This window comes from Curtobacterium sp. MCBA15_001 (assembly GCF_001864835.1).
Classification (GTDB): domain Bacteria; phylum Actinomycetota; class Actinomycetes; order Actinomycetales; family Microbacteriaceae; genus Curtobacterium.
The window spans coordinates 24,592-40,492 of the sequence record NZ_MJGI01000012.1 but is presented as its reverse complement, the minus strand read 5'-3'; the positions used below and the strand labels follow the sequence as shown (position 1 = coordinate 40,492).

Genomic DNA, 15,901 nt, shown 5'->3' with positions numbered 1-15,901 from the left:
GGGTCCGGATCAGGCTCCCGCCACCGCGGCGAGCTGGTGCAGGTCCTCGACCGGGACGAACGCGTCGTCGAGTCCGAAGCACCCGGGACCGAACACGGCGAGCGCCTCGGGGGTGCGCATCAGGTCCGGGGTCGAGACGCCGATGACCCGGACGCGCTGCCCGTACCGGAGGCGCTCCGTGGTGATCGGTTCGGCCGTCTCGGCGTCGAGCACGCAGATGAGGTCCGGCACGACGGCGACCAGGCGGCCGTCGCGGCGGGCGACGAGGTTCTCGTTCTGGAACGCGATCTCGAGCACGGACCCGTCGGCGCCCTCGACGGACGCCCGACCCTTGGCGAAGCCGTCCACGGTCCGGCGTTCGACGTCGACGACCTTGCCGTCGAACAGCTCGCGCAGGTGGGTGTAGATCGTCTGTCCGAAGGCCTCGGCGAGGGCCTCGACCGGGTCGCGGTGGTCCTCGCGGGCCTGACGGATCGCGCGGCCGACGGACAGGGCGAGGGAGAGCGTGCGGGGGACGGCGGTCGCGCGGACCTGGCTGCCGGTCATGGCGTACTCGGCGATGTACGCGACGCCGCCGAGCCGGATCGTGACGCCGCGGGCGAGCCACTCCATCTGGCGGTTGTCCGTGCCGGTGTCGATGACGACGCCGTGGCCGTTCTCGTCGCTGATGGCGAGGGGCGACCCGGGGACGCCGTACACCGAGAAGGTCTCCATCTGCAGCTCGGGGAACGCCCGTCCCATGCCGTCCGCGTCGACGACGGGCAGCCCGCCTGTGGCGCCGACGAGCAGCGGGATCATCGAGTTGATGCCGCCGCACTCGATCGGCATCGTCGCCGTGGCGGTGCGTCCGAGGTGCTGCTCGAGTCGACGGAGCGCGCCGAGGGGCTCGGGGCCGGCGGGGATCCGTTCCAGGACGACGGTCGGGGCGCCCATCTGCGCGGTCGGGATGACGAGGGCGTCGTTGTCGACCTCCGACGGGTCGAGGATCGTGACCGGTCCGTGTTCGGCGATCGCGGCCTTGACGAGCAGCATGCCGATGGTGGGGTCGCCACCGCCGCCGGTCCCGAGCAGGGCGGCGCCGCGTGCCAGGTCGGGCAGGTCGTCGACGTCGATCGTCCAGCTCATGCGCGTTCTCCCTCGCTGACGGTGCCGTCGTGGCGCACCGCCTGGGTGTCGTAGCCGAAGTACCGCGGGCCGGCGAGTTCCAGGCCGGCCGGGGTGTGCCACCGCGGGTCGGCGGGGGCGGTGACGATCCGCACGCGTGCGCCGAACCGGAGCCCCTCGGTGGTGACGGGTTCGCCGGTCTCGGCGTCCAACGTGACGATCAGGTCGGGGGTGGTGGTGCGGACGGACTCGGCCACCTCGACCAGCAGGTGCTCGTTCTGGAACCGCAGCACGGCCTCCTGGCCGGTGTCCGGACCGGAACCGGCGATGCGGGCGGTGCCGCGGGCGAAGCCGGTGACCGTCGCGCGTTCGACGTCCGCGACCTTGCCCTCGAAGACGACGCTGCCGCCCAGCACCGCGGCGACGGCGGCGACCGGGTCGTCGTTGGCGGCCCGGGCCGCGACCAGGGTCTCGCCGAGTCGGACGCACAGCGACAGGCTGCCGCGTACGTAGGACTGCTGGACCTGCGCGCCCGTCATGGCGTACTGGGCGGTGATCGCCGAGCAGCCCATCTCGACGGTGGCGGTGCGGGCGAGGCGTTCTGCCCACCGGTTGTCGACGGTGTCGAAGACGGCCGTGTTGCCCTTCTCGTCCGCGAGGGCCATCGGTGTCGCGCTGATGCCGGACAGGGTGGGCAGGACCATCTGGACCTCGGGGAACGCCCGGCCCATGGCGTCGCCGTCGACCAGCGGCAGCCCGAGCTCGGCGGCTGCGACGATCGGACTGGTGGAGTTCACCCCGCCGACCTCGATGCACGCGACGTGGGTCGGGGTCACGCCGAGGTGGGTCGCGAGGCTCCGGATCGCCTGGGCGAACTGCGCGCCGGCGGGCAGCTTCTCGACCATGACGGTCGGTGCGCCGATCATCGCGACGTTGAGGACGACGGCGTCGGCCGGCAGGTCCTCGACCTGCACGACCTGGACGGGTCCGTGTTCGCGGACCGCGGCCTCGGCGAGGAGCCGTCCGATGTAGGGGTCGCCGCCGCCGCCGGTGCCGAGGATCGCGGCGCCGCGGGCGAGCGCCGCGCAGTCCGCGCCGATCTCGGTGAGCGGTCTCGTGCTGGGGGACCGGGTCGTGCTGGGGGACTCGACGGTGCTCATCGGGTCAGGGCTCCGAGTGCCAGGTCGCCGACCGCCTTGGCGCGGATCCTGGTCGCGTTGCCCGGCAGGTAGGGGATCGGTACCTCGTCGAAGTCCACGATCGCGACGCTCGACGGGTCGGCACCCGCGGCGACGGCCCGGTCGACGGCCTCCTGTCGGGCCTCGTCGACCACGGTGGCCCGCTTGCCGTCACTGATGGCGTAGACCTTGTCGACCTCGCCGGAGACCTGCGCGATCGCGGCGCCGATGGCGTTCGCGACCGAGTAGTGCTCCGGTCGGTGCACCGTTCCGAGACCGGGCAGGGTGTCGGGCAGCAGGACGGACCCACCGCCGACCGCGACGACCGGCAGCGGCGCGGACGAGGTACGCATCCGCTCGACGATGTCGGCGACACGCTCCGCGATCACGGCGAGGGCGCGTTCGGCCACTGCGATGGGGACGCCGGCCACGCGGGCGGCGTCGCCGATGTCGCCGCGGCCGCCCCGAACGGCGACGTCGGTCGCCGTCAGGGTGTCGCCGCCGAAGACCATGCCCTCGTCGGTGAGCCGGTACCCGACCGAGTCCGGACCGACCAGGGCGCCGTCCCGGCGGATGCGGGACCCGCCACCGATGCCGACCGACAGCACGTCCGGCATCCGGAAGTTCGTGCGGATCCCGGCGACGGCGACCTCGCCGGTGGCCTCGCGCGGGAACCCGCCGGTGAGGACCCCGACGTCGCTGGTCGTCCCACCGACGTCGACGACGGCGCAGGTGTCGAAGCCGGACAGGACCGCTGCGCCGCGCATCGAGTTCGTCGGACCGGACGCGAACGTGGCGACGGGGTAGCGGCGGGCGTACTCCACGTCCATCAGGGTGCCGTCGTTCTGGCTGAGGAACAGGGGCGCGTCGATGCCGCTGGCGGACACGGAGCTCGACAGTCCGTCCACGATGTGGTCGGCGAGCTCGCGGAGCGCGGCGTTGATGATCGTGGCGTTCTCACGCTCGAGGAGCCCGATGCGACCGATCTCGCTCGACAGCGAGAACGCGACGTCGGGGCCGAGCTCCGCGGCCATCAGCTCCTGGGCCCGCTGCTCGAACTCGTCGTTGATCGGCGAGAACACGGACGAGATCGCGACAGAACGGATCCCAGCGGCGCCGATCGCCGCAGCGTGCCGCTTGAGCTCGTCCGGCTGCAGCTCCGAGATCACCCGACCGTCGAACTCGTGGCCGCCGTGCGCCAGGAACGGCCGACCCTGGACCGCCCCGACCAGGTGCTCCGGCCAGTCCGTGAACGGCGGCAGGGACGCGGTCGCCGGCAGACCCAGCCGCACGGCCGCCGTCGGCGCGAGGCCACGCGCCTCGATCAGCGCGTTGATGAAGTGGGTCGTGCCGATCATCACGCCGTCGATGTCGGACGAGTCGAACGCCCGCTGCTCACGGAGCCCCGCGAGCGCGGCGACGATCCCGGAGGTGACGTCCTGACTGGTCGACCGCTTGACGGCCGCGGCGACCGTGCTGCCGTCCATGAGGACGGCGTCCGTGTTCGTGCCGCCGACGTCGATGCCGATGCGCATGGGGAGACCCTTCGGTGTGGTGCTGACGGTTGTCGAGGTGGGCCGGCCGTGCGGGCGTCGGATCAGGAGGCCACGGCACGGCCGGCCCGGGGGTGGCGGTCGGCGCTTGGGGGCGAGCCGACCGCCGGTCTGGGGGAGCGGGGGTCAGGGGGCCGGCGCCGGGGCCGGGGCCGGCTCGGCGGTGTGCGCCACGGCGGGCGTCGACTCGGTGCGGCTGACGCCGACACCGCGCACCCAGCCGGCCTTGCCCGCGACGACGTAGAGCACGAAGGCGATGACGACCGAGTTGATCGACGGGATGCCGACGGTGACGAAGTAGCCCACGACCGCCGCGATCGCCCAGATGACCAGGGTCGCGGGGACCCACGTGGGGCTGGTCGCCGGCAGGGCCTCACTCGCGCTGAGCTCGCCGCGCCAGCGCTTCACGATGAAGTACTCGGCGACCATGATCCCCGCGATCGGCGGGAAGACCACGCCGAGGACGATGAGGAACGGTGTGAACGCGTCGAGGAACCCGACTGCCGCGAGCACCGAGCCGACCACCCCGAGGACGATCGTCACGACGCCGCGGTTCACCTGGCGCCCGAAGACCACGTCGATGAAGTTCGTCACGCCGAGGCTCGAGCTGTAGATGTTCCAGTCGTTGATCTTGAAGGTCCCGAGCAGGATCACCAGGATGCCGACCCAGCCGACGCTCGACGTGATCACCCGGGTGATGTCCGAGGACCCCACCGCGTGGGCGAGCAGCACGCCCGCCAGGCCGATCGCGTACTCGCCGAGCGTGACACCGAGGGCGGTCTGCTTGACGACGTCGCCGACGGAGCGGTTGAACCGGGTCATGTCCGGCGTGATGACCGCGCCGACGATGAACCCGCCCGCGACCAGCGTGGTGCCGGCGACGAAGCTCAGCTCCGGGCCCGCCGGTGCCTTCGCCGCCAGCTCCGCCAGGGAGTGCTTGCTCAGTTCGACCACGACGGCCCAGCCGACCAGGATCAGGAACAGCGGCACCGTGACGTTCGCGAGCCACTGCATCGAGTGGAACCCGCGCAGCACGATCGCCGTGACGAGCAGACCGAACACCAGGGACCAGGCCCAGGCGGGCAGCACGGGCAGGATCGTCACCAGGCCCGCCGCGGACACACCGGACTGGATGCCGAACCACCCGATCAGGCTCAGACCGATCGCCAACCCGACCAGGGCGGAGCCGGCCTTGCCGAAGCCCGTCCACCGCGCGATGACCGAGGTGTTGAGGCCCTCGCGCATGCCGATGACGCCGACGAAGACGGACACGATCTCGAGGATCACCGCGCCGAGCGTGATCGCCCAGAACGCCTCCCAGAAGCCCATGCCGAAGCCGAGGGTGGCGCCGAGCAGGAACTGCGACAGGGCGGAGATCTGTCCGAACCGCTGGACCGCCACCTGGAACCAGCCGTAGCGGGCGGATGTGGGGACGCGGGAGAGGGAGTAGTCGTCGACGACGACGGACGGGGCTGGTGGTGCTGACGCTGCACTGGCCATCGGATGCTCCTGGGGAAGGGGTCCCGACCGGGGCGGCCGGGGATGGAGGCAACCGTAGTGACGGGCCGCGCGGGCGTACACGTGCAGACTGTCGTTTCGGGCGCGTGTCGTCGGGCAGGCTGCACAGGGCGCGCACCTCGCGCCACGATGACGGACGGGAGGCACGGGGCACGGCCGCCACGTGCCTCCCGTCCGTCCGTGGGTCCGGGTGCTCAGCGCGCCGCGTCCGCGAACAGCCGCCGGGTCCACGCGGCCAGCTCGGCGGTCGCCCGCCGCGCGATCGTCGACTGCGGGACCATGCTCGTGAACCCGTGGAACGCGCCGGGCCAGACGTGCAGCTCGGCGTCGACGCCCGCTCCCCACAGCCCGCTGGCGTAGGACACGGTCTCGTCACGGAACACCTCGGCGCTCCCACAGTCGATGTACGTCTTCGGCAGACCGGACAGGTCCTGGGCGCGCGCAGGGGCCGCTGCGGGCAAGACGGAGTCCGTGCCGCGACGGTCCCCGAGGTAGGCGTCCCAGCCGAACCCGGTCATCGCACGGTCCGCGACCCCGACCCCGTCGATCTGCCGGGTCGAGACGGTGTCGTCCCGGTCGTCGAGCATCGGCGAGACCAGGACCTGCGCCAGCAGCGACGGGCCCGTGCGGTCCCGGGCCAGCAGCGCGGTGCCTGCGGCGAGTCCACCCCCAGCGCTCTGCCCGGCGATGACGATCCGGTCGGGGTCGATGCCGAGCTCGTCCGCGTGGTCCGCGACCCAGACCAGTCCGGCGTAGCAGTCCTCGACCGGGGTGGGGTCCGGGTGCTCCGGAGCCAGGCGGTAGTCGACGCTCACCAGCACGACGTCGTGCTCGAGCAGCCAGTCGTCGTACGAGTCGAGGTTGCCGAGGTGGTGCCCGAAGACCATGCCGCCGCCGTGGATCGTGTAGACGGCGGGCACCGGCCCGGACCGGTCGGTGCGCTGGATGACGGCGAGGTCGATCGGGTCGCCTCCGTGGCCGGGGACGCTCACGCTCCGACGTTCCCAGCCGCGCGCACGGAGCCGCTCGTCGACGACGTCGAGCGGGACGTCGAGCTGTCGCATGCGCGGCAGCATCTCGGTCGTGACCGTGAAGGGTCCCCGTGCGGCGAGCGCGTCGAGGAACGGGACGAGCTCGGGGTCGAACGGCGGGCGGGCGAGGGTGTCAGACACGGGAGGACTCCTGGGTGGTCGATGCAGTGGTGGTGCTGGTTCCGGCGTGGGTGCTCGTGCTGGTTCCGACTCGGGCGCGGGTGGCACCGACGACGACGAGCATGGCGGCGAGGGCGGTGACGACGGCTCCGGCGGCGGTGAGCGCGGTCGCGAACGAGTCGAGGTGGGACTGGGTCCAGTCCGTCGTGGCGATGCTGCCGCCGACGACCGCGGCGAGCACGGTGCCCGTGGCGGCGATGCCGACCGCCGTGGCGATCTCGCTCGCGGTGTCGACCAGGGCAGCGCCCGTCGAGGTCCGGTCGGCGGGCAACCCCTGCAGGACGGCGGTGCCCGCGACGGCGCCGATGACGCGCATCCCGGCGGCGACGAGCACCAGGGCGACGAGGACGAACGGGTAGCCGATCCGCGAGCACATGGTGAAGACGGCGAGCCCGGCGACGATCGCGCCGCTGCTCCACCAGGCGGCCCGGTCGAGACCGATCCGCCGCACGAGCGGGCCGACGAACCGACCGCTCGCCAGGAGCACGACCACCTGCGGCAGGGTGCCCACGGCGGCGAGCGCCGGCGGCCACCCCCAGGCGAACTGCAGCTGCAGCGTCACCAGGTACGACAGGCCGGCGACCGCCAGGCCCGCGGCGGCCTTGTACGCCAGACCGCTCGCCACGCGGGGCCGCGCCAGGGTGCGGAGCTCGAGCAGCGGGTGCCGGGCGGTGCGCTCCCGCATGACGAAGCCGACCGCGGCGAGGGCCGTCAGGGCGGCGGCTCCCCACGTCGACCACGCCGGGAGGGCGTCGACGAACAGGGTCGGGGTCAGCAGCACGCCCGTGATCGTCGCCGTGCCGAGGGCCGCCCCGACGACGTCGACCGGGGCGCGGTGCAGGTCGTCGACGTGGTCGCGGGCGATGCCGGCGCGGATGCCGACGAACGCCACGGCAGCGATGGGGGCGTTCGCGACGACGAGCACCTGCCACGGTGCCACGGCGAGGACGAACCCGCCGATCGTCGGCCCGACCGCCAGCCCGACGAGCCCGGCGGTGGAGATCACCGTGAGGGCCCGGACGCGCAGGTCCTCGGTGTCGAACAGGCGGAACGCCAGGGCCATCGAGCCCGGGGTCGTCATCGCGGCGGCGATCCCCATGGCGGCCCGGATCGCGATGAGCTGGTCGACGTCCGTGACGAAGACGGTCAGGACACTGACGACGGCCAGCAGGACGAGCCCGACGAGCATGCAGCGGCGGCGGCCGAAGCGGTCGGCCATGGACCCGAACAGCAGCATCAGGCCGCCGAACGTCACCGAGTAGACGCCGGAGACCCACTGCAGCGCCGTGGTGGGGACGTCGAGGTCGCGGGCGATGGTCGGCAGGGCGACGTTCAGCACCGAGTTGTCGAGCATCTCGAACAGGAAGACCGCGGACAGTCCGGCGAGCGCGACCCAGGCGTCGCGGAGACGACCTGGCCCGGGCGGGCGGTCGGACGGGGACGGACGGGTCATGGGCGCGCTCCTTCGATGAAGAAGTGGCGACTCCCGTGAGACGCGTGCACGCTTCCGTCAGCCGGAGCCGACGGTTTTTTCCCTCTGCCGAGACCGTACCGCACGGGTGGGCCACCGCGCCAGTGGGTGTACGTTCTGGCGCATGCGACCGGGGATGCGGTGGACGGACCACGCACAGCTGTGGGGCGGTGTCCTCCTGGTGCTCACCGGTGCAGCGATGCTCGCCTGGCCGAGTGGACGGCACGTCGACTGGGCGCTGGCGGTCCCCGCGATGACGTTGGGCCTCGCGACGGAGTGGGCCGTGGTGCTCCGGGTCCGTCGCCGCCAGCGCCTGTGACCGGCCCCCGCGCACCGCACGCATCCTCGCGACGGCCGATGTCGGGTCGGGATGGGTCGTGCGGCGTCAGGCGGAAGGCGAGTCGAGCCCGAAGCGGCTTCAGGGGGTCGGCGTGACCGTCCAGTAGTCCGCGCGGACGACCACCTGGTCGCCATCGGTCTCCGCCGCGACGTTGACGGTCCGCGGGTCCCACAGCGACCCGGTGATCCGTGTGCCGTCCAGTCGTGCGACGAGTCGCTCGGACGACGTCCCCGACGGTGGTCGGACCGTCAGCTCCGTCCAGCAGCCGCCCGACGCGCACGCCTTCGTCGCGTCGACGACCGTCACCCCGGTGGGCAGCGGCGCCGAGCCGGCCGGCGGGACGTCGCCCTCGGTCGCGGACGCGAAGAGCGCCCCGTAGCGCACGACGGCGACCACGACGAGGACCACGAGGGCGACGACCACCACGCGGGCGACCACGCGCGCGGTCACCGGCGCCGTTGCCGTGCGAGCGCGGCGACGGTGGCGAGCCCCGCTGCGACCGCCGCGAGCCAGATGAGTGCCGTCATGGTCGTCCCCCGATCGGTCGACGGTCCCGTCGACTCGCTGACACCGTAGCGCCCGGGGCTCCGACCGCCCGGCGGATGACGCACCGGCAGGGGCTCCCGTCCGGCAGAATCGACGGATGTCCTCCCCGCACGTGACGGCTGCCTACCGCGCCGCCCGCGACCAGCTCCTGTCCGCTGACGCCAGCGTCCCCTTCGCGTGGCCGGACCTCGGCGACACGTTCAACTGGGCGGACGACTGGTTCGACGTCATCGCCGAGGGCAACGACCGCACGGCGCTGTGGCTCGCGGACGCCGAGGGGGACCGCCGGTTCAGCTACGCGGAGATGGCGGCACGCTCCGACCGGCTCGCCGTGGTCCTGCACGCGGCGGGTGTCGCCAAGGGCGACCACGTGCTGGTGATGCTCGGCAACCAGCTCGAGCTGTGGGAGACGATGCTCGCCGTGATCAAGCTCGGCGCGGTCATCCTGCCGACCTCGACGATGCTCGACACCGCCGACCTGCAGGACCGGGTCGACCGGGGTTCCGTCCGGCACGTCGTCACGAACGTGGGGGAGACGGCGAAGTACGACGGCGTGCACGGCGACTTCTCGCGCATCGTGGTGGGTGGCACCGCCGATGGGTGGACGCCGTACCCGGACCACCTCGGTGAACCCGCCCCGGCCGACGAGCACCGGCCGGTCGTCGCGACCAGCACGTCCGACCCGTGCCTGGTCTACTTCACGTCCGGCACCACGTCGAAGCCGAAGATGGTCGTGCACACGCAGACCTCGTACCCGGTGGGACACCTCAGCACGATGCACTGGCTCGGGTTGCGACCGGGTGACGTGCACCTGGCGATCAGTTCGCCCGGTTGGGGCAAGCACGCGTGGAGCTGCTTCTTCGCGCCGTGGATCGCCGAGGCCACCGTCTTCGTGCACGACACCCCACGGTTCGACCCGGCCGGACTCCTCGCGCAGCTCGACCGGGCCGAGGTGAGCACGTTCTGTGCGCCGCCGACCGCCTGGCGGATGCTGCTGCAGTCGGACCTGGGGGAGCGGCCCCGGGCGATGCGCGAGCTCGTGTCCGCCGGCGAGCCACTCAACCCCGAGGTGATCGAGCGCGTCCGGGACGCATGGGGGCTGACGATCCGCGACGGCTACGGGCAGACCGAGACCACAGCGATCATCGGGAACGCACCCGGAGCGCTGGTCACCTCCGGGGCGATGGGCACGCCGCTGCCCGGTGTCCGTGTGGTGCTGCTCGACCCGTTGACCGGGCAGCCCGGCGACGAAGGCGAGGTCTGCCTCGACCTGACCGACCGTCCCGTGAACCTGATGTCCGGCTACCTCGGCGAACCCGAGCGAACCGCCGATGCGATGCGCGACGGCCACTTCCACACCGGCGACATCGCCGCACGCGATGCCGACGGCCAGCTCACCTTCATCGGACGCACCGACGACGTCTTCAAGTCGTCGGACTACAAGGTCTCGCCGTTCGAGGTCGAGAGCGCCCTGCTGCAGCACCCCGCGGTGGCGGAGAGCGCCGTCGTCCCCGCCCCGGACGACGCACGCCTGGCGATCGTGAAGGCCTACGTCACCCTGGCCGCGGGATGGGAACCGACCGCCGACACGGCCCGTCAGGTGCTCGAGCACGCCCGGGACACGCTGCCGGTCTACGCGCGGGCCCGCCGGGTCGAGTTCGCCGAGCTCCCCAAGACGATCTCCGGCAAGATCCGTCGCGTCGAACTCCGCGAGCTCGAGGAGCGCGCGGCCGCGACCGGCACACGAGCGACGGGCGAGTGGCGCGAGGACGACTTCCCGGAGCTCCGCAGCCAGCGCACCCCGCCGCGTCCAGCGTGAGCTGACGCGGCGCCAGCCCGACGCGGCCCACCGAGAGACGGGAGGCTGCTAGTGCGTCTCGGTCAGCGCGACCTTGAGGGAGCGCGCCTGCGCGAGCCAGAAGGCGCGTGAGACGCCTGCCTTCGGGAAGAGCGCGTCGAAGCCGTGGAAGGCTCCTGGCACCACCTCGAGCTCGCAGGCCACACCGGCGGCCCGGAGTCGTTCGGCGTAGGCGACGTCCTCGTCGTGGAACAGGTCGTTCGACCCGACACCCACCCACGCCGGCGGCAGTCCGTGCAGATCGGTCCGACGTCCCGGCGCGGCGTACTCGGACACCCCGGGACTGCCGGGCTCCACACCCAGGTACGACGTCCAGCCGAACCGGTTGCTGCCCGGGGTCCAGACGTGCACGCCGCTGGTGTCGACGTCGGTCCGTGTCACGGTGCGGTCGTCGAGCATCGGGTACACCAGGAGCTGGAAGACCGGCACCGGACCCTGCCGGTCGACGGCCAGCATCGTCGCAGCCGCCGCGAGCCCACCCCCGGCGCTCGCGCCGCCGATCGCGATCCGGTCCGGGTCGAGCCCGAGTCGCGCTGCCCGCTGTCGCAGGGCGACCAGTGCGCTGTGGACGTCCTCGGCGGCGGCCGGTGCGGTGGCATCCGGTGCCAAGCGGTAGCGGACCGCGGCGACGGCGATCCCGAGGCTCCGCACGAACGCGGCGTTCGCCCGGTCGTCCTGCTCCGGCGTCCCGGAGACGAGGCCACCACCGTGCACCCACAGCAGCACCGGCACCGGGCCGTCGGCCAGCGCGGGACGCAACAGGCGGACCGCGACGTCCGGGTTGCCTCCGGCACCCGGCAGGTGCAGCTCGGTCGCCGTGACCTCCGGGCCGAGGTCAGCGGGTCGGGGGCGGACGTGGCGGAGCAGCCCGGTCAGCCGTGGACCCCACGAGAACCCCGGCAGGAACCGGATCGCGCGCAGGTCGGGGTGCGTCGGGTGGGTCTGGCTCATCGGGGGCTCCTGTCGGTCGGTTCGGACGGCCCCGTGCCGCCCGTGTGACGGAGGACCTCGTCCACCAGGGCGAGCTCCTCGGGGGTGACGGGTTCGAAGACGCGCTCGGCATGCCGGAGGTCGTGCTCGCTGATCGGGGCGGAGCCCGGCTCCGCGGCGGCGTTCCGGTCGCGGAGCCGCTCCCACAGCGTGGCGTGGTCGACGTCGAACACGTGGAGGTGGACCCGGGCGCCGCAGGCCCGCGCGTCCGTCACCTTCTCGTGCCGCTCGGCAGCCGTCCACAGGCCGTCCTCGAGCACCACGTCGACGCCGGCGCGCAACAGGGTCAGGGCGTGGCGGTACAGGACCACCTGCAGTGCCTCGTGGAAGTCGCCGTCAGCGTGCGGCACCCCGATCGCGCCCTGCCACTCGTCCGTCGCGATGCGGACCCCGGCGCCAGCGGCCTCGAGTCGCCGGGCGAGTGTCGTCTTGCCGGACCCCGGCAACCCGCAGAACAGCGTCAGCACCGGCCGGGCGGCCGGGGCACGCGTCGTCGCGGTCATGTCCTCACTGTGCCACGCGACGGCGTCACACGACCGTGCCAGCGCGTGCGGTCGGAACGGCGATCGGGGGACGCGGCTGCAGAGAACGGGGTACCACGAGGGGTCTGCGACGCGCTCGGATTCCCGGATCTGGGCGAAGTGCGCGGAAAGAGAGTTGCATGTCTGGGGTACAACGCCCACGCGGGCGGGGTGCAGCAACTCGACCCACCTCTGGAAGGACCCCCCATGAGCTTTCTCGGCTTCATCCTCCTCGGCCTCATCGCCGGCGCCATCGCCAAGCTGATCCTCCCGGGTCGTCAGGGCGGCGGCTGGCTCGCCACCCTCGTCCTCGGCGTCATCGGCGCCCTCATCGGCGGTTGGATCGGCGGCGCCGTGTTCGGCGTCGGCTACAACGGCTTCTTCAGCATCCAGTCGTGGATCATCGCGATCGTCGGTGCGATCGTCGTCCTCCTCATCTGGGGCTTCATCACCGGCCGCAAGGGCAGCCGCGCGTAGCTCGACCTTCCGCCCACGTGGGCAGCAACGAGGCCCGCATCCCGCCAGGGATGCGGGCCTCGTCACGTCCGCAGGTGCCGCGCCCGGGGTCACGACACCGTCGGCGGCCCCGCGCGCAGACGTCGGGCCGCCGGGTCGTCCGAGTGCGACGACGCGGCATCGACGAACCGCGCCCCGCCGACCTCGGCCGTCCGGCGGACGAGCTCCTGCACGAGGTCGTCGTCCTCGGGCTCCAGCTCGTCGTCGGGCGCCGACTCCACCATGAGCTGCGACGCCGGCCCCAGCAGGACCTGGGCCGTCGCGGCCGTACCGTGCTCGTCCGAGGTCGGGATCTCCACGATGTCCGTCGTGGAGTTCTCGCCGAGGGCAGCGGCGTAGGCGAGGACCGCCTCGGCGATCGCGTCCCCGGTCAGGATCTTGTTGTCTCCGTACACGACGTACTTCACTCCGCCAGTCAACGCCGCGACGGTTCCTCTTCACCTGCGAGGACGGGGGACGGTGTGCTGCGCCGGCTCCGCAGAGTTGGACAACACCCGTCGCACTGGGCGACAGGCGTAGCCTGACGGTGTCGAAGGAGGACATCCCATGCGTGCAGTCACGTTCGAGCAGTACCAGACGTTCCCGTCCCTGACCGAGGTCGCGAAGCCGACGCCGGGCCCCGGGGAGGTGCTCCTCAAGGTCGCGGGAGCGGGTGCGTGTCACTCGGACGTCGCCGTGTACCGCGAGTTCCAGGAGGGGCAGCCCGGAGCGCAGGCTCCCGCGTTCACCCTCGGCCACGAGACCTCCGGATGGGTGGAGTCCGTCGGTGCCGGGGTGACGGGGTTCACCGCGGGCGACGCGTACCTGGTCTACGGTCCGGTCGGGTGCGGGCACTGCTCGTTCTGCTCGAAGGGGCAGGACACGTACTGCGAGAACGCGGCCACCAACCCGTACGCCGGCATCGGACTCGGTCGCGACGGCGGCATGGCCGACTACGTCACCGTGCCCGCGCGCAACCTCGTGCCGCTCGGCGACGCCGACCCGATCGTGGCTGCCCCGCTCAGCGACGCCGCACTCACCCCGTACCACGCGATCAAGAACGCGTTGCCGAACCTGGCGGGCGGCGGGCGGTTCGCCCTCGTGGTCGGGCTCGGTGGCCTCGGGCAGATCGCCGTGCAGATCCTCAACGCGCTCACCGGCGCGACCGTCATCGCGACGGACACGAAGCAGGACGCGATGGACCGCGCTGCCGCCCGGGGCGCGGTCACCGTTCCCGGAGGGCCGGACCAGGTCGCTGCGATCCGCGAGCTCACCGGTGGTCGCGGGGTGGACGCGGCGTTCGACTTCGTCGGCGCCACCCCCACCGTGCAGAGCGCGCAGGCGTCCATGGCCGTCGGGGGTCGGCTGACCGTCGTCGGGATCGCCGGCGGCACGACGGAGTGGAACTTCTTCACGACGCCGTACGAGTCCACGATCACGAACACCTACTGGGGCACCATCGAGGACCTGCACGAGGTCGTCTCGATGTACCGCGCCGGCCAGATCGTGCCGGACGTCGAGCGGTACTCCCTCGACGACGCGCTCGAGGCGTACCGGAAGCTCGAGGCGGGGGAGCTGTCGGGTCGTGCGGTGATCGTCCCCACGATGTGACCCAGTGCCGGCCGCGGCCGGCGGCACGTCAGCGGGTCAGCGGTCCCGTGTCGGCAGGGCCGCCGCATCCGGGTCGAGTGCCCGCAGGAGCGCGGTGAACGCGGCGTCCGCCCGGACCAGGTCCCCGGTCGCCTCGACGTCCAGGAACAGGCCACGGATCACGGCCAGCACGAGGGTCGCCGCATCCGGACGTCCGAGGCTCGACAGGCCGGCCGCCAGCGGGTCGAGCCAGTCGGTCGTCGCGAGGCGCCGGAACCCGGGCCACAGGGACGCTTCGGCGTGCTCGCGGAGAGCGCTGAACACCCGCAGGTACCCGGCGCCCTCCGGGCCGCTCATCGCCACCCACGCCCGGCCGAGCGTCGTCGTGAACGGCTCGTCCGGACGCAGACGCAGCAGGTCGCCCCAGTCCGCCAGCTGTCGTTCACGAGCACGCCGGAGCACCGCGAGCAACAGGGCGTCGCGCGTGCCGAAGTGGTAGAGCAGCATGCGGGCGGAGCTGCCGGTCGCCTGCACGAGGGGCTCGAGGCGGTCCGGCAGGCCGTGCTGCAGCGCGTGGTCCGTGCAGCGTTCGAGCAGCGCTTCGCCGATCGCCGGCTGTGGGTGTCGTCCCATGCCGTCATCGTCCCATGCCGTCGCCGTTTCACGTAACGATCACTACATGTACCGTGGATCGGAGACCGTCGTCGATCCAGGAGGAACCATGGACGTCATCTTCGTGCACGGAGCCCTGGTGCGGGACGGCGCCTGGTGGTGGCAGCCCGCCGCCGACCTGCTGCGCGAGCGCACCGGCATCCGGAGCAGCGCGCTGGCCCTGCCGTCGTGCGGAGAGGGCGGTCAGGGCGGTCGGGCCAGCGAGTCCACGACGCCCGGCGAGGTCAGGGGCGCCGGACTCGTCGAGGACGCCGCGGCGCTCCGACGGGCGCTCGACCGTGTCGACCAGGCGATCGTCGTCGGGCACTCCTACGGCGGCACCGTCATCGCCGAGGCCGGTCACCACCCCGCAGTGGAACACCTGCTGTACGTGTCGTCCTACCTGCCCGATGTCGGGGTCCCGCAGGGCGGCATCATGGCCGACGAGCCCGACCCGGTCGCCGTCGCCGAGGTCGCTCCCGGCGTCATCGGGGTCACCGGGTACGACGCGGTCTCCTTCGGCGCGCGCTTCCTGCAGGACGCCGACGACGCGACGCAGCGCGCGGCCTGGAGTCGTGTCACCCCGCAGGGCGTCGGTGCGTTCGCGACGCCCACCACGACCGCCGGGTGGCAGGGCGTCGACTCGACGTACCTGGTCTGCACCGAGGACCGCAGCACCACGACCGGCCTGCAGCGCTCGCACGCGGCGCGCGCGACGCGCTCCGTCGACGTGCCGACCGGCCACCACCCGTTCATCACGCGACCCGACCTGGTGGTCGACGCGATCGCGGCCTTCACGGCCGTCTGACGGACGAGACCGCCTGACCGACTGGAGGCCCGGTGCCAGCTGGCACCGGACCTCCCGTCCGTCAGTG

General features: G+C 72.6%; 16 protein-coding genes. 5 read left to right on the top strand and 11 right to left on the bottom strand.

Features of this window, described 5'->3' with window-relative positions; all coding sequences use genetic code 11:
- Nucleotides 1–9 precede the first annotated feature (9 nt).
- The 6 genes from BIU90_RS05775 to BIU90_RS05750 all read right to left on the bottom strand — a co-directional run bounded on the left by BIU90_RS05775 (nucleotide 10) and on the right by BIU90_RS05750 (nucleotide 8,017).
- A complete protein-coding gene (locus BIU90_RS05775; RefSeq protein WP_071299294.1) occupies nucleotides 10–1,125 on the bottom strand; it encodes a DUF917 domain-containing protein in 1,116 nt (371 codons plus the stop codon).
- Nucleotides 1,122–2,264: a DUF917 domain-containing protein gene (locus tag BIU90_RS05770; protein ID WP_083403738.1), complete on the bottom strand. Its 1,143-nt coding sequence runs from the start codon at nucleotides 2,262–2,264 to the stop codon at nucleotides 1,122–1,124. Before BIU90_RS05770 ends, BIU90_RS05775 begins: the two co-directional genes overlap by 4 nt.
- The gene (locus tag BIU90_RS05765) at nucleotides 2,261–3,817 is read right to left on the bottom strand and encodes a hydantoinase/oxoprolinase N-terminal domain-containing protein (RefSeq protein ID WP_071299293.1); all 1,557 of its coding nucleotides are present in this window, start codon (nucleotides 3,815–3,817) and stop codon (nucleotides 2,261–2,263) included. The genes BIU90_RS05770 and BIU90_RS05765 overlap by 4 nt, the downstream gene beginning before the upstream one ends.
- A 144-nt stretch (nucleotides 3,818–3,961) precedes the next feature.
- The gene (locus BIU90_RS05760; protein WP_071299292.1) at nucleotides 3,962–5,335 is read right to left on the bottom strand and encodes a cytosine permease; all 1,374 of its coding nucleotides are present in this window, start codon (nucleotides 5,333–5,335) and stop codon (nucleotides 3,962–3,964) included.
- A gap of 212 nt (nucleotides 5,336–5,547) precedes the next feature.
- Entirely contained in the window at nucleotides 5,548–6,525 is a 978-nt protein-coding gene (locus tag BIU90_RS05755) for an alpha/beta hydrolase (protein ID WP_071299291.1), read from the bottom strand.
- Nucleotides 6,518–8,017 (bottom strand): MFS transporter, encoded by a 1,500-nt coding sequence (locus BIU90_RS05750; protein WP_071299290.1) that lies wholly within the window; start codon nucleotides 8,015–8,017, stop codon nucleotides 6,518–6,520. Before BIU90_RS05750 ends, BIU90_RS05755 begins: the two co-directional genes overlap by 8 nt.
- A gap of 142 nt (nucleotides 8,018–8,159) precedes the next feature.
- Between BIU90_RS05750 and BIU90_RS05745 the strand changes: the two genes are divergently transcribed.
- On the top strand, nucleotides 8,160–8,354 hold the full coding sequence (locus tag BIU90_RS05745; RefSeq protein ID WP_139195134.1) for a hypothetical protein: 195 nt from the start codon (nucleotides 8,160–8,162) through the stop codon (nucleotides 8,352–8,354).
- Between the two features lie 99 nt (nucleotides 8,355–8,453).
- Here the strand turns inward: BIU90_RS05745 and BIU90_RS05740 are convergent, their stop codons facing one another.
- Nucleotides 8,454–8,825: a hypothetical protein gene (locus BIU90_RS05740; protein WP_071299288.1), complete on the bottom strand. Its 372-nt coding sequence runs from the start codon at nucleotides 8,823–8,825 to the stop codon at nucleotides 8,454–8,456.
- A gap of 193 nt (nucleotides 8,826–9,018) precedes the next feature.
- Here BIU90_RS05740 and BIU90_RS05735 point away from each other — a divergent pair, with 193 nt between their 5' ends.
- Nucleotides 9,019–10,740, top strand: coding sequence for an AMP-binding protein (locus tag BIU90_RS05735; RefSeq protein ID WP_071299287.1), 1,722 nt, complete (start codon nucleotides 9,019–9,021; stop codon nucleotides 10,738–10,740).
- A gap of 48 nt (nucleotides 10,741–10,788) precedes the next feature.
- Here the strand turns inward: BIU90_RS05735 and BIU90_RS05730 are convergent, their stop codons facing one another.
- Together BIU90_RS05730 and BIU90_RS05725 are read right to left on the bottom strand one after the other, a co-directional pair.
- Nucleotides 10,789–11,730, bottom strand: coding sequence for an alpha/beta hydrolase fold domain-containing protein (locus tag BIU90_RS05730; protein WP_071299286.1), 942 nt, complete (start codon nucleotides 11,728–11,730; stop codon nucleotides 10,789–10,791).
- A complete protein-coding gene (locus tag BIU90_RS05725; protein WP_071299285.1) occupies nucleotides 11,727–12,272 on the bottom strand; it encodes an ATP-binding protein in 546 nt (181 codons plus the stop codon). The genes BIU90_RS05730 and BIU90_RS05725 overlap by 4 nt, the downstream gene beginning before the upstream one ends.
- Nucleotides 12,273–12,497: 225 nt before the next feature.
- Between BIU90_RS05725 and BIU90_RS05720 the strand changes: the two genes are divergently transcribed.
- Nucleotides 12,498–12,767 carry a GlsB/YeaQ/YmgE family stress response membrane protein gene (locus BIU90_RS05720; RefSeq protein WP_071299284.1) on the top strand — a complete coding sequence of 90 codons (270 nt, stop codon included), beginning with the start codon at nucleotides 12,498–12,500 and terminating at the stop codon, nucleotides 12,765–12,767.
- 89 nt (nucleotides 12,768–12,856) lie between these two features.
- On the opposite strand, the gene BIU90_RS05715 is transcribed toward BIU90_RS05720, so the two are convergent.
- The gene (locus BIU90_RS05715; RefSeq protein WP_071299283.1) at nucleotides 12,857–13,213 is read right to left on the bottom strand and encodes a hypothetical protein; all 357 of its coding nucleotides are present in this window, start codon (nucleotides 13,211–13,213) and stop codon (nucleotides 12,857–12,859) included.
- 139 nt (nucleotides 13,214–13,352) lie between these two features.
- Between BIU90_RS05715 and BIU90_RS05710 the strand changes: the two genes are divergently transcribed.
- Nucleotides 13,353–14,396 carry an NAD(P)-dependent alcohol dehydrogenase gene (locus BIU90_RS05710; protein ID WP_071299282.1) on the top strand — a complete coding sequence of 348 codons (1,044 nt, stop codon included), beginning with the start codon at nucleotides 13,353–13,355 and terminating at the stop codon, nucleotides 14,394–14,396.
- 36 nt (nucleotides 14,397–14,432) lie between these two features.
- Here BIU90_RS05710 and BIU90_RS05705 read toward each other — a convergent pair whose 3' ends face one another.
- Entirely contained in the window at nucleotides 14,433–15,008 is a 576-nt protein-coding gene (locus tag BIU90_RS05705) for a TetR family transcriptional regulator (protein ID WP_071299281.1), read from the bottom strand.
- An 88-nt stretch (nucleotides 15,009–15,096) separates the two neighbouring features.
- On the opposite strand from BIU90_RS05705, the gene BIU90_RS05700 reads away from it, so the two are divergent.
- Nucleotides 15,097–15,834 carry an alpha/beta hydrolase gene (locus tag BIU90_RS05700; RefSeq protein ID WP_071299280.1) on the top strand — a complete coding sequence of 246 codons (738 nt, stop codon included), beginning with the start codon at nucleotides 15,097–15,099 and terminating at the stop codon, nucleotides 15,832–15,834.
- Nucleotides 15,835–15,901: the final 67 nt, after the last annotated feature.